General features: G+C 73.1%; 13 protein-coding genes. 10 read left to right on the forward strand and 3 right to left on the reverse strand.

Annotated features, from left to right (window positions below; translation table 11 throughout):
• The first annotated feature begins 147 nt into the window (after positions 1-147).
• From ACGFIW_RS32845 to glmM, 7 genes are all read left to right on the forward strand, one after another.
• A complete protein-coding gene (locus ACGFIW_RS32845) occupies positions 148-843 on the forward strand; it encodes a class I SAM-dependent methyltransferase (RefSeq protein ID WP_393324162.1) in 696 nt (231 codons plus the stop codon).
• Between the two features lie 89 nt (positions 844-932).
• The gene (locus ACGFIW_RS32850) at positions 933-1,190 is read left to right on the forward strand and encodes a DUF6364 family protein (RefSeq protein ID WP_088950199.1); all 258 of its coding nucleotides are present in this window, start codon (positions 933-935) and stop codon (positions 1,188-1,190) included.
• Positions 1,180-1,473, forward strand: a complete 294-nt coding sequence (locus ACGFIW_RS32855) for a hypothetical protein (RefSeq protein WP_151488090.1) — start codon at positions 1,180-1,182, stop codon at positions 1,471-1,473. Before ACGFIW_RS32850 ends, ACGFIW_RS32855 begins: the two co-directional genes overlap by 11 nt.
• Before the next feature lie 141 nt (positions 1,474-1,614).
• A complete protein-coding gene (locus ACGFIW_RS32860) occupies positions 1,615-2,997 on the forward strand; it encodes a nitrate/nitrite transporter (RefSeq protein ID WP_393324165.1) in 1,383 nt (460 codons plus the stop codon).
• 209 nt (positions 2,998-3,206) lie between these two features.
• On the forward strand, positions 3,207-3,650 hold the full coding sequence (gene rplM / locus ACGFIW_RS32865) for a 50S ribosomal protein L13 (RefSeq protein WP_053653864.1): 444 nt from the start codon (positions 3,207-3,209) through the stop codon (positions 3,648-3,650).
• A 20-nt stretch (positions 3,651-3,670) separates the two neighbouring features.
• Positions 3,671-4,147 (forward strand): 30S ribosomal protein S9, encoded by a 477-nt coding sequence (gene rpsI / locus ACGFIW_RS32870; protein WP_393324168.1) that lies wholly within the window; start codon positions 3,671-3,673, stop codon positions 4,145-4,147.
• A gap of 118 nt (positions 4,148-4,265) precedes the next feature.
• Entirely contained in the window at positions 4,266-5,621 is a 1,356-nt protein-coding gene (gene glmM / locus ACGFIW_RS32875; protein WP_393324171.1) for a phosphoglucosamine mutase, read from the forward strand.
• A 267-nt stretch (positions 5,622-5,888) separates the two neighbouring features.
• Here the strand turns inward: glmM and ACGFIW_RS32880 are convergent, their stop codons facing one another.
• Positions 5,889-7,082, reverse strand: coding sequence for a pyridoxal phosphate-dependent aminotransferase (locus tag ACGFIW_RS32880; protein WP_393324174.1), 1,194 nt, complete (start codon positions 7,080-7,082; stop codon positions 5,889-5,891).
• Between the two features lie 293 nt (positions 7,083-7,375).
• Between ACGFIW_RS32880 and glmS the strand changes: the two genes are divergently transcribed.
• Positions 7,376-9,289 (forward strand): glutamine--fructose-6-phosphate transaminase (isomerizing), encoded by a 1,914-nt coding sequence (gene glmS / locus ACGFIW_RS32885; protein ID WP_393324177.1) that lies wholly within the window; start codon positions 7,376-7,378, stop codon positions 9,287-9,289.
• Positions 9,290-9,293: 4 nt separating this feature from the next.
• Here glmS and ACGFIW_RS32890 read toward each other — a convergent pair whose 3' ends face one another.
• Together ACGFIW_RS32890 and ACGFIW_RS32895 are read right to left on the reverse strand one after the other, a co-directional pair.
• On the reverse strand, positions 9,294-10,901 hold the full coding sequence (locus ACGFIW_RS32890; RefSeq protein ID WP_393324180.1) for an alpha/beta hydrolase: 1,608 nt from the start codon (positions 10,899-10,901) through the stop codon (positions 9,294-9,296).
• Entirely contained in the window at positions 10,898-11,194 is a 297-nt protein-coding gene (locus tag ACGFIW_RS32895; protein ID WP_393324183.1) for a hypothetical protein, read from the reverse strand. Before ACGFIW_RS32895 ends, ACGFIW_RS32890 begins: the two co-directional genes overlap by 4 nt.
• A 174-nt stretch (positions 11,195-11,368) precedes the next feature.
• On the opposite strand from ACGFIW_RS32895, the gene ACGFIW_RS32900 reads away from it, so the two are divergent.
• Positions 11,369-11,737 (forward strand): holo-ACP synthase, encoded by a 369-nt coding sequence (locus ACGFIW_RS32900; RefSeq protein ID WP_393324186.1) that lies wholly within the window; start codon positions 11,369-11,371, stop codon positions 11,735-11,737.
• 55 nt (positions 11,738-11,792) lie between these two features.
• A complete protein-coding gene (locus tag ACGFIW_RS32905) occupies positions 11,793-13,262 on the forward strand; it encodes an NAD(P)H-hydrate dehydratase (protein WP_393324188.1) in 1,470 nt (489 codons plus the stop codon).
• Positions 13,263-13,309 lie beyond the last annotated feature (47 nt).

Here is a 13,309-nt window from a genome sequence, read left to right on the forward strand (position 1 = left end):
GGCGTGGCGGGTGGGTGGTGTCGGCCGACCTGCCGTTCGCCGTCCGTGGCCCGAGCCGCCACGTCCCACGCAGCGGGCGGTGGGGTGCCTGTCCCGCTCCTCTCGCTTACTATGTGGGAAAATCGTCTCATTAAATGGGAGTACGCGATGAGCGTGGTGGACGTCTTCGACGCGGTGGCCGGCACGTATGACGAGGCACGACGGCGACTGATTCCCTGCTTCGACGCCTTCTACGGCACCGCCGTCCAGGTGGCCGCCCCACCGCTGCGCGCCGCGCTCGCCGCCGGGCGTACCCCGGAGGTGTTGGATCTGGGCGCCGGCACCGGGCTGCTCTCGCTGCTGCTCGCCGCGGCGGTGCCCGGAGTCCGGCTGACCCTGGTGGACGGAGCGCCGGCGATGCTCGCGCGCGCCACCGGGCAACTGCGTGACCGGGACGTGCCGCACCGGTCCGTGCTGGCCGACCTGTCCGGCGAGCTGCCGCCGGGCCGGTACGACGCGGTGGTCAGCGCGCTGGCGATCCACCACCTGGACGACGCCGGCAAGCAGGCGCTCTACCGGCGGGCCGCCGCCGCGCTGGCACCGGGCGGGGTGTTCGTCAACGCCGAGCAGGTCGCCGGGCCGACCCCGGAGCTGGAGCGGCGCTACGACGAGGTGTGGATGGAACGGATCGCCGAGCTGGGCGCGTCCCCCGAGGAGATCGCCGGTTCCCGGGGGCGGATGCGGCACGACCTGCCGGCGACCGTCACCGACCAGTGCCGGTGGTTGGCCGAGGCCGGTCTGGTCGACGTCGACTGTTACTTCAAGGAGTGGCGGTTCGCGGTGTTCGGCGGCCGGGCCCGGTGAGAGCTGCCGGAATGGGCGTTTGGACACCCGTGGTCGAGTCGGCCTGCGCGGGATGACTGGTGGTCATACCGCTGGGTAGTCTCAGCGGCATGACTGCCAAGGTGACTCTGTCGTTTACCGACGAGACGATCGAGGAGGCGCGGCGGTTCGCCAAGCGCGAGGGGCTGTCGCTCTCCGCCTGGATGGACCAGGCCGCCCGCGAGAAGGCGCTGCGCGAGGTCTTCACCGCGCACGCCGCCGCCGTGGGCCGCGCCGGTCTGGACCTGGAGTCCGCCGCTCTCGCCGACGCCCGCGAGGTGGGCATGGTCAACGACCTGCTCTCCGGCGGACGACCGCGTGCTGCGTAGGGGAGAGGTCTGGCGCATCGAGGGCGCCCGGGAACGCCTCGGCCTCGTGATCAGCTCGGACGTCTACAACTCCACCGACGTGCCCATCGTGATCGTCGTCGAGGTGGTCGAGGAGTCGCTGCTACGCGACTCGCCGCTCGCCGTGTCGATGGGCCGGTACGTGGTGATGCCCGACCGCATCTCCTCGCCGATGAAGAAGTGGTTCACCGACTGCGTGGACGTCGCCGACACCGACACCATGCTCCGGGTCGGCCGCGCGCTGCGCATCCTCCAACAGCTCTGAGCGGGCCCGGGCGGCACGCGCTCACGATCGCCGCCGGCCCGTGGTGCGGTCCCCGTTTCCGGGCCGACCCAGGACGGGCACTGCCAGGTAACCAGGCGTTCCTAGCGTTTCTCCTCGTCACATCGACGAGAAGGAGCCGCCGTGAGCACGCTCACCAGCACCGCAGTCACCGCCGCGCCGCCGGCCGCCACCGCGCGCGGGCGGCGGCTCGACGACTGGCGTCCCGAGGACCCCGAGTTCTGGCAGACGACGGGCGCGCCGATCGCCCGGCGCAACCTCTGGGTCTCGATCTTCGCCGAGCACGTCGGCTTCTCGGTGTGGAGCCTCTGGTCGGTGACCGTGCTCTTCCTCGGCCCCGCGTACGGCATCGACCCGGCCGGGAAGTTCCTGCTCACCGCCATCCCGGCGGCGCTGGGGGCGGTGTTGCGGCTGCCCTACACGCTGGCGGTGGCCCGCTTCGGCGGGCGGCGTTGGACGACCATCAGCGCCCTGCTGTTGCTGGTGCCCACGGTGCCGATGACGGTGTTGCTGGAGCCCGGGGTGTCCTACACCACCCTGATGGTGCTCGCCTGCCTCACCGGCGTCGGTGGCGGCAACTTCGCCTCCTCGATGGCGAACATCAACCTGTTCTACCCGCAGCGGCTCAAGGGTCGGGCCCTCGGGCTCAACGCCGGGGGTGGCAATCTCGGCGTACCCGCGGTGCAGTTGGTCGGGCTGGCGGTCCTCGCCACCGCCGGTGCCGCGTACCCCCGGTTGGTCCCGGCGGTCTACCTGCCGCTGATCGTGCTGGCCGCGCTGGCCGCGACCCGCTGGTTGGACACCGTGCCCGGGGCGCGCAACGAGCCGGGCGCGCTGCGCGAGGCGGCCCGCAACCCGCACACCTGGGTCATGTCGCTGCTCTACATCGGCACCTTCGGCTCGTTCATCGGGTTCGGGTTCGCCTTCGGCCAGGTGCTCCAGCTCCAGTTCGCCGAGCGGTTCCCCACCCCGGTCGACGCCGCCTGGCTGACCTTCCTCGGCCCGCTGATCGGCTCGCTGATCCGGCCGCTGGGCGGGCACCTCGCCGACCGGCTGGGCGGCTCCCGGGTGACCTTCTGGAACTTCGTGGCGATGGCCGCCGGCGCGGGCACCGTCCTGTACGCGGCCCGGGAGCAGTCGTTCGGGCTCTACCTGGCCGGGTTCCTCTCCCTCTTCGTCTTCTCCGGCATCGGCAACGGCTCCACCTACAAGATGATCCCGGCGATCTTCCGGGCCCGGGCGGCGGAGTCGGTGGCCGACGGCCGGCGCGATCCGGAGGAAGCCGCTCGTTGGGCGCGGCGGATGACCGGCGCGTTGATCGGCATCGCGGGTGCGATCGGCGCCTCCGGTGGGGTGCTCGTCAACATCGCGTTCCGCCAGTCGTTCCTCGGCTCCGGCAACGCCGACGCCGCCTACGTGGCCTTCATCGGCTGGTACGCGCTGTGCTTCGCGGTCACCTGGGTCGTCTACCGTCGTCCGGGTGCCGACCGGCTCGCCGGAGTGTGAGCTGGGCCACGGTCGGCGGGCCGCCGGGCGGCACCGCACCCCCGTTTTGACCTGCGGACACCGCGCCGGGTATCGTTGCCTGCTGTTGTACGACATCCAGAGGCGTGCCCTATCAGGTACGCTTGGTCGTTCGTGCGCGCTGGTCCGGCCTGCAAGATCTGGTCACCTCGGCGCGCGACCCCAGACCGACGACGAGACAAGGTAGACCTGTGCGTACGTACAGCCCGAAGCCGGGTGAGATCGAGCGTCAGTGGCACGTCATCGACGCCTCTGATGTCGTGCTGGGCCGCCTGGCCACCCACGCCGCCACGTTGCTGCGTGGTAAGCACAAGCCGACTTTCGCGCCGCACGTCGACACGGGCGACTTTGTCGTCATCGTGAACGCGGGCAAGGTTGCGTTGACCGGCAACAAGCGCCAGACCAAGGTTGCTTACCGCCACTCCGGTTACCCGGGTGGTCTGAAGCAGATCGGCTACGACGAGCTGCTGACCAAGCGCCCCGAGCGGGCCATCGAGCTGGCTGTGAAGGGGATGCTCCCGCACAACAAGCTCGGCCGTCAGCTGATCAAGAAGCTGAAGGTGTACGCCGGTGCCGAGCACCCGCACCTCGCGCAGCAGCCGGTGCCGTTCGAGATCAAGCAGATCGCGCAGTGAGCGCGGGCGAAGGAAGCAGCATGACCGACATCACCACCGAGACCGAGGTTGCCCCGGAAGCCCCTGAGGCCACCGAGGCGCCCGCGCCAGTCGCCCGCGCGCCTCGTGGTGACCGGCCGATCCAGACCGTGGGCCGCCGCAAGGAGGCCATCGTCCGGGTCCGTCTCGTCCCGGGCACCGGCAAGATCACCTGCAACGGCCAGGACCTCGAGGCGTACTTCCCGAGCAAGGTGCACCAGCAGCTCATCAAGGACCCGCTGGTCACCGCCGAGAAGCTTGAGGCGTTCGACGTCATCGCCAACCTGCGTGGCGGCGGCACCACCGGCCAGGCCGGTGCGCTGCGGCTCGGCATCGCCCGCGCGCTGATCGTCAACGAGCCCGATGACCGTCCGGCCCTGAAGAAGGCCGGCTTCCTCACCCGGGACGCCCGGGTCAAGGAGAGCAAGAAGTACGGCCTCAAGAAGGCCCGTAAGGCTCCCCAGTACTCGAAGCGCTGATCTTTTCCAGCGCGTTGTACTTCTGACGGACGGCCGGTTCGCCTCCCCCCGATTCGGGGGAGGCAGCCGGCCGTTTCGCTTTCTCCACTTCGGCAGCGCACCACGGAGGTTGGCGGGTATGGGTCGGTTGTTCGGCACGGACGGCGTACGCGGGCGGGCAAACGCGGATCTCACCCCGGAGTTGGCGCTGGCGCTCGCGGTGGCCGCCGCGCACACGCTCGCCGAGACGGACCGCAGCCATCCGCCGCTGGCCGTCGTGGGCCGCGACACCCGGGCCAGTGGCGAGATGCTGGAGGCCGCCGTGGTCGCCGGCCTGACCAGCGCCGGTGCCAACGTGGTGCGGGTCGGCGTGCTGCCCACCCCCGCGGTGGCGTTCCTCACCGCCGAGGCCAAGGCCGACCTCGGCGTGGTGCTCTCCGCGTCACACAACCCGATGCCGGACAACGGCATCAAGCTCTTCGCCGCCGGCGGACACAAGTTGCCCGACGAGATCGAGATGAAGATCGAGGCCGCCGTGGAGGCCAACGCCACCACCGCCTGGGACCGGCCGACCGGCGCCGGCATCGGCCGGGTGCACGACCTGCTCGACGGTGCCGACCACTACGTCCAGCACCTGGTCGGGGCCGTGCCGCACCGGCTGGACGGGATCAAGGTCGTGGTCGACTGCGCCAACGGCGCCGCCGCCGAGGTCGCTCCGGTCGCCTACCGGGAGGCCGGCGCGGAGGTCGTGGCGATCCACGCCGAGCCGAACGGGCTGAACATCAACGACGAGTGCGGCTCCAATCACATCGAGGCGTTGCGCGAGGCCGTGGTCCAGCACGGCGCCCACCTGGGCATCGCCCACGACGGCGACGCCGACCGGATCGTGGCGGTCAGCGCCGACGGTGACGAGGTCGACGGCGACCAGGTGATGGCGATTCTCGCGCTGGCCATGCGGGATGCCGGCACGCTCACCCAGGACACCCTGGTCGCGACAGTGATGAGCAACCTCGGCCTGCGACTGGCCATGTCCGCGCAGGGCATCCGGCTGATCGAGACCAAGGTCGGCGACCGGTACGTCCTGGAGGCCCTGCGCGCCTCCGGGCTGGCGCTCGGCGGCGAGCAGAGCGGCCACATCGTCATGCCCGCGCACGCCACCACCGGCGACGGCGTGCTCACCGGCCTGCACCTGATGGCCCGGATGGCCGCTACCGGTCAGTCGCTCGCCGAGTTGGCCTCGGTGGTCACCAAGCTGCCCCAGGTGCTGATCAACGTGCCGGTCGGCGACCGGACCGTCGGCGCCGCCGCACCCGCTGTCCGGGCCGCGGTCGAGCGGGCCGAGGCGGAGCTGGGCGAGACCGGTCGGGTGCTGCTGCGCCCGTCGGGCACCGAGCCGCTGGTCCGGGTGATGGTCGAGGCCGCCACCGAGCAGACCGCCCGCGAGGTCGCCGAGCGCATCGCCGAGCTGGTCCGCACCGCCAGCCCCGTCGCCTGACACCCCGAGCCGGCCACCCGCTCGTCCGTGTCGGCCACGTCCTCGCCGTCGCTGAGGTCGAGATCTTCGATCACCCGGCCGGCCGGCTGACCGCGCCGGTCCGTGGGTCCCGTGCGGCCGGCTGACCGCGCGGGTCGGCACCGCGCCGGTCCGTGGCGCCTGTGCGGCCCGTGCGGCCGGCTGACCGCGCGGGTCGGCACCGCGCTGGTCCGTGGCCTCTGTGCGGCCCGTGCGGCCGGCTGACCGCGCCGGCCGGCATCGCGCCGGTCAGTGGCGCTCGCGCAGCCCGCGCAGCCGGGTGACCGCCTCGGTCAGCACCTCGGGGCGCTTGCAGAAGGCGAACCGGACCAGCCGCCGACCCGCCTCGACGTCGTCGTAGAAGACCTGCGTCGGCACGGCCACCACGCCGCAGCGCTCCGGCAGCGAGCGGCAGAACTCCACCCCGTCCCGGCCGCCGAGAGCGGTGATGTCGGCGGTGACGAAATACGTCCCCTCCGAGTCGAGCACCTCGAACCCGGCGTCGGTGAGACCGCCGACGAGCTGGTCACGCCGCTGTTGGAGGCTGTCCCGGAAGCCGGTGTAGTAGTCGTCCGGCAGGGCCAGCGCCACGGCGACCGCCGGTTGCAGCGGGGCCGCGTTGACGTAGGTGAGGAACTGCTTGACCCGCAGCGCCGCCGAGACCAGCGCCGCCGGGCCGCTCGCCCAGCCGATCTTCCAGCCCGTGCAGGAGAACGTCTTGCCCGCCGACGAGATGCGCAGTGTCCGCTCCCGCATCCCGGGCAGGGTGGCCAGCGGCACGTGCGGGCTCGCCGCGTCGGTGAAGACCAGGTGCTCGTACACCTCGTCGGTGACCGCGTAGGTGTCGTGCTCCTGGCACAGCTCGGCGACCAGCGCCAGCTCCGCCGGGGTGAAGACCTTGCCGGTCGGGTTGTGCGGTGAGTTGAGCAGCACCAGCCGGGTCCGTGGGCCGAACGCCGCGCGGAGCGCCGCCGGGTCGAAGGCGTACCGGCCGTCGGCCGTGGGGCGCAGGGTCACCGGCCGCCGGACCGCGCCGGCCAGTGCGATCGAGGCGGCGTACGAGTCGTAGTACGGCTCGAAGCAGACCACCTCGTCGCCCGGTTCGCAGAGGGCGAGGATGCTCGCCGCGACCGCCTCCGTCGCGCCGGCGGTGATGACGATCTCGCCGTCCGGGTCGTACGACAGGTCGTGGAACCGCAGTTGGTGGGCCGCGACGGCCGCACGCAGGGCGGGGATCCCCGGGCCGGGCGGGTACTGGTTCTGTCCGCCGCGCAGCGCCTCGACGGCGGCGGCGAGCATCTCCGGTGGGCCGTCGGTGTCGGGGAAGCCCTGGCCGAGGTTGACCGCGCCGGTCCGCGTGGCGAGCGCGGACATCTCGGCGAAGATGGTCGTACCGAACGGCCGCATCCGGGCCACCAGCGGGTCGAGATCGGTGCTCGTCACCTGCGCCAGCCTACGGCCACCACCCGCGCGAGGCACAGCCCCGCCGCCGTGCTTGATCGACTCGGCATCCGTGAAACCGGGGGTGTCCGGGGTACGCCGACACCGCCATATCAAGGAAACCGTGTCGATCGAGCGGGATCGGTGGCTCGGGGCGGAGGCGCGTCGGGCATGGCTGCTCGGGGCGGGAAGCTCGTCCGGTTATGGGCCCTGACTCGCCGATCGCTCAGATTCCGTGATTGATAACCCGACTTTCGAGCACCCATGATGAGTGAAACTGGGTTAGGCTGCGGGCCATGTGTGGAATCGTGGGATACGCGGGCGCGCGCCCCGCACTGGGGATCGTGCTCGACGGGCTGCGGCGGCTGGAATACCGCGGCTACGACTCGGCGGGCGTCGCCATCGTCTGCGACGACCAGCTGCTGACCGAGAAGAAGGCCGGCAAGCTGGCCAACTTGGAGAAGCTGCTGTCCGAGCGCGCCGCCGACGACCCGACCTCCTGCGCGGCCAGCCCGATCGGCATCGGTGACGGCACCACCGGCATCGGGCACACCCGGTGGGCCACCCACGGCGGGCCAACCGACCGCAACGCCCACCCGCACGTCGCCGGCGACGGACGGGTCGCGGTCATCCACAACGGCATCATCGAAAACTTCGCCAAGCTCCGTGGCGAGCTGGAGGCCGAGGGCGTCCAGTTCACAAGCGACACCGACACCGAGTGCGCCGCGCACCTGCTCGCCGCCGCGCTGGCCGACCTGCGCGCCGCCGGCCAGCCGGACGGCCCGCAGTTGCTCGCCGCCGGCATGCGCGTGGTCTGCCAGCGGCTGGAAGGCGCCTTCACCCTGCTCGCCGTCGACGCCTCGGTGCCCGGCGCGGTCGTCGGCGCCCGGCGCAACTCTCCACTCGTGGTCGGCCGGGGCGAGGGGGAAAACTACCTGGCCAGCGACGTCGCCGCGTTCATCGAGCACACCCGGGAAGCGGTGGAGCTGGGCCAGGACCAGATCGTCCTGATCACCGGCGACAGCATCGAGATCACGGACTTCGACGGTCAGCCCGCCGCCGGCAAGGACTTCCACATCGACTGGGACTCCTCGTCGGCCGAGAAGGGCGGCTACGACTGGTTCATGCTCAAGGAGATCGAGGAGCAGCCGCAGGCCATCGCCGACACACTGCTCGGCCGGCTCACCGAGACCGGTGAGATCGCCCTGGACGAGGTCCGCCTCAGCGACCAGGATCTGCGCGACGTCGACAAGATCTTCATCGTGGCCTGCGGCACGGCGTACCACGCCGGCATGGTCGCCAAGTACGCCATCGAGCACTGGACGCGGATCCCCTGCGAGGTGGAGCTGGCCAGCGAGTTCCGCTATCGCGACCCGGTGCTCGACCGGTCCACGCTGATCGTGGTGATCTCGCAGTCCGGCGAGACGATGGACACCCTGATGGCGCTGCGTCACGCCAAGGAGCAGAAGGCCCGGGTGCTGGCGATCTGCAACACCAACGGCTCGACCATCCCCCGTGAGTCGGACGCCGTGCTCTACACCCACGGCGGGCCGGAGATCGCCGTCGCGTCGACCAAGGCGTTCCTCACCCAGGTCGTCGCCTGCTATCTGATCGGTCTGCACCTGGCCCAGGTGCGCGGGATCAAGTTCGCCGACGAGGTGGGCGCGGTCGTCGCGCAGTTGCAGGAGATCCCGGGCAAGCTGCGTGAGCTGCTCGACCGGATCGAGCCCGTCCGTGAGCTGGCCCGGGAGCTGAAGGCCGAGCCCACCGTGCTGTTCATCGGCCGGCACGTCGGCTACCCGGTGGCTCTGGAAGGCGCGCTGAAGCTCAAGGAACTGGCGTACATGCACGCCGAGGGCTTCGCGGCCGGCGAGCTGAAGCATGGCCCGATCGCCCTGATCGACAAGGGCACACCGGTGATCTGCGTGGTGCCCTCGCCGGTGGGCCGGGGCATGCTGCACGACAAGGTCGTCTCCAACATCCAGGAGGTCCGCGCGCGCGGCGCGCGGACCATCGTGATCGCGGAGGAGGGTGACGAGGCCGTCGTCCGGTACGCCGACCACCTGATCTACGTGCCGCGTACGCCGACCCTGTTGGCCCCGCTCGTCACCACGGTGCCGTTGCAGGTGCTCGCCGCCGAGATCGCCGCCGCCCGGGGGCACGACGTGGACCAACCCCGCAACCTGGCCAAGTCGGTCACCGTCGAGTAGGCCCTCAGCCACCCGACACCCCCTGGCCCAACACGACCCGGGCCATCCCGTCCAGCGCGGGATTGCCCGGGTCCCAGTAACCGCTGTGCCCGCCTCGCCCGCTGGCGAAGACCCGACCGCCGAACCCCGGATCCGACGGGTCGTGACCGAACCACAGCTCGTGCGCGACCCGGTCGGGCCAGCCCAGCACGGCGGCCAGTTGGGCCGCGCTCAGCGGGGTGCGCAGGCCCAGCCCGTCCACCGGGCGGGCCTTGCGGATCACGTCGTCGGGGGCCTTGCTCGCCCAGACCTCCCCGGGTGGCACGCCCAGCTCGGCGGCGTGCGACGCGCCGACCCCGGGCGAGCCGACGAAGACCAGCGCGTCGGCGGCCAGCCCGTGCTCCCGGGCGGTCGTCCCGACCACGAGTGACCCGTAGCTGTGCCCGAGCACGGTCTGCCGGGCCGGCGGCCCCTCGTGGCTGACCCGCAGCCCCTCCTGGAAGCGGTGCAGCGCCGGGCCGGCGTCGCGGGCCTGGCGTGCCGAGGCGGCCTCGGTCAGAAAATCCGGGGCGTCGTAGTCCACCCAGAGCACCGCCGCGCTGCGCTCACCGGGCGCGAGCGCGACGCACCGGTCCAGCACGCGCGCCGCCCTGCCCAACTGACCGGGAGCGTCGTCGAGACCGGCGGTCGTCCCCGGCACGTAGGTCAGCACCCGGTCGGCGTGGTCCGGGTCGCCGAGCGCCAGCACCGCCCGGCCCTCGCCGGCCGGATCCAACCCGAGCAGGTACGCCCGTGGCTCGCCTCCCGCCGTCAACCGCCCGACCAACGTGTCCAGGCCGGCCAACCGCCCGGCCACCCCGTGCAGGCGGACCGCCGCGAGCGGCCCGGGCGGCACCCGATTCAGCAACCGTCGCCGCTCAGCCAGCAACTCCGCGCGCCAGACCCCGAGCCGTAACCGGTTGGCCTGGTCCCGGGCGGCCACCGGCACGCCGTCCAACCGGCCGACAAGTGCACTCTCGTGCCCGATCAGCCACCGGCGCTGTGCCGGCGTCAACCCCGACCACCAGGCGCGGACCAGCGCCGGTGCGGCACCGGCCACCGGTCGACCCGGCGGTGGTGGGGACGCGAAGCCGGAGGCGGCGGCCTGGGCCAGCTCGTCCAGTCGGTCGGCGGCGACCCGGTCCGCCGCCCCGGCCCTGTCGAGCGCGTCGCGCAGAGCAGCCGCCACCCGAGCCGCCGCCACACCGGCCCGATCGGTGGGTCGGACCCGGGCGGGATCGACGTGCACCCCGCCCGAGCGGTCCACCACCAGCCCGCCCGCCTCCGCCAGGGCGACCGCCTCGGCGAGGCGCGCCTTCGCGACCGTCAGTCGGCCGGCCAACTCGGCAAGCACCTGGTCGACCTCGATCAGTGCGGGCACGATCGACGTCAGCTCGTCACGCAGACCGGCGAGCCGGGTGCCCGCCGCCGTGGCCGCCGCACCGGACCACCCGTCCCGCAGCCGGATGGCGGCCCCACCCAGCTCGCCGGCCTGTCGGTCGACCGGCCCGGTCAAGCCGGCCCACGCGGCCCCGGCGGACCGCCAGCCACCCGGATCGGCCGCCCACAGTTGCCGGTAGTCGACGCCGCTCACCGGGGCAGCGCGGCGAACCGGTCGGCGGCCCGGTCGTCCGCCGTCTCGTACGCCTCGGCCGCCGCCCGGACCCCACCGGAGGTCATCGCGACCCGGGCACCCAGGCGGCAGAACCAGGCGTGCCCGGCCGCCTCCAGCCCGGCCAGGGCCACGCCGGCTCGCCACTGCGGCGCGGCCACCAGCAGCCCGGGCACCCGCGCGAGGCCCAACGCCAGCCGGTGTGCCTCGTCGTCGAGCGTGCCGGCGACCGCCCGCAACTCCTCCGGCCGGACGGCGAACAACTCTTCGGTCATGACCACACCCCCGTGCCCGATCGGCATCGACGCGCTGACGCTAGGCGGGCCCGGTGGCCCCGGCGGTGCCCTGTGGACGGCGGGCGGTGGGTCGTACCCCGGCTTGTCCACAGGCGTTGCCCACCGCGAACCCGACGGCTAATCTGCGGCCCCGGCCGCCGGTAGGGTGGTGTGGTGATCGTCGCTGTCGGCATCGACGTCGTCCTGGTCGACCGGTTCGCCGGGGCCCTGGCCCGGACGCCGCTGCTCGCCGACCGACTCTTCACCACCGCCGAGCGGCACACCCGCTCCGGCAGCCCGCGCCCGCCGGAGTCGCTCGCCGCCCGGTTCGCCGCCAAGGAGGCCGTGGCCAAGGCGCTCGGCGCTCCGGCCGGGCTGAGTTGGCACGACTGCGAGATCGTGGCCGACCCGGACGGCCGTCCCTGGCTGGCCGTCACCGGCACCGTGGCGGCGGCGGCCGAGGCGCGCGGGGTCAACCACTGGCACCTCTCGTTGTCGCACGACGGGGGGATCGCGTCGGCGATGGTGGTCGCGGAACGGTGACGTCGACCGGGCGGGCCAGTCGGGTCCACCCGCGAGCGGATGGGGACACGGTGGCATGAGATCGGTGTGGCGGGTGGCCGACGTACGGGCGGCCGAGGCGGGGCTGATGGGCACACTGCCGGAGGGGACGCTGATGCAGCGGGCCGCCGCCGGGCTGGCCCGCCGGGCCGCGCTGCTGCTCACCGAGCGCGGCGGGGTCTACGGCGGCCGGGTGCTGCTGCTGGTCGGCTCGGGCGACAACGGCGGCGACGCGTTGTACGCCGGGGAGCGACTGGCCCGCCGCGGAGTCGACGTGTCCGCGCTGCTCCTCACTCCCGGGCGTGCGCACGCGGCGGGGCTGGCCGCGCTGCTGGCCGCCGGCGGTCGACGTGTGGACCAGCCCGGCGGCCCGGTCGACCTGGTTCTCGATGGCATCGTCGGCATCGGGGGCGCGGGCGGGCTGCGGGCGGGTGCGGGCGGGGTGGTCCAGCGGCTCGGTGAGCTGCGCGGGCGCGACGGCAACCGGGCCACGGTGCTGGCGGTGGACGTGCCGAGCGGTGTCGCGGTGGACACCGGCCACGTGCCGCTGGCCGCGTCCGGCCGGCCGGAGGCGGTCCACGCCGACGTGACTGTGGCGTTCGGCGCGCTGAAGCCCGCCCTGGTCGTCGGGCCGGCCGCCGCCCTGGCCGGGCAGGTGGAGCTTGTCGACATCGGGTTGCGGCAGTGGCTGCGGGGCACCCCGGCGCTGCAGGTCACCGAGTGGTCCGACCTGGTCGAGTGGTGGCCGAAGCTGGGCCCGGCGTCGGAGAAGTACACGCGGGGCGTGGTGGGGGTCGCGACCGGCTCGGCGACCTACCCGGGTGCGGCGGTGCTCTCCGTGGGCGGTGCCCTGGCCGGGCCGACCGGCCTGGTCCGCTACGCCGGCGGTGCCCGCGCCGAGGTGCTGCACCAGCACCCCTCGGTGATCGCGAGCGCGCGGGTCGCCGACGCGGGTCGGGTGCAGGCCTGGGTCTGCGGCTCCGGGCTGGGCACCGGCGCGGAGGCGGCGGCCGAGCTGCGCGCGGTGCTGGCCGCCCCGGTGCCGGTGGTGCTCGACGCGGACGCGTTGACCCTGCTGGTGGACGGTTCGCTCGCCGACCGGCTGCGCGGTCGGGACGCGCCGATCGTGGTCACCCCGCACGACCGTGAATTCACCCGGCTCTGCGGTGAGGAGCCCGGCGCCGACCGGGTCGGCGCCGCACTGCGGCTGGCCGCCTGGATGAACGCGGTGGTGCTGCTCAAGGGTGACCGCACGGTGATCGGCACACCGGACGGTCGGGCGTACGTCAATCCGACCGGCTCCCCGGCACTGGCCACCGGGGGCACCGGCGACGTGCTGGCCGGGCTGCTCGGTTCGCTGCTGGCGGCCAGGGTGCCCGCCGACCGGGCCGCGGCCGCGGCCGCGTACCTGCACGGGCTCGCCGGTCGGGAGGCGGCCCGGGGTGGGCCGGTGACCGCGCCCGACGTGGTGACCGCCCTTCGCCCGGTTGTCGCCCGGCTGGGCTGATCGGGCCGTTGCGGCCGGATCGGCGTCCGGGGGCGTGCGTCGCCGCC

The organism is Micromonospora sp. NPDC048935, assembly GCF_043197875.1.
GTDB lineage: Bacteria > Actinomycetota > Actinomycetes > Mycobacteriales > Micromonosporaceae > Micromonospora.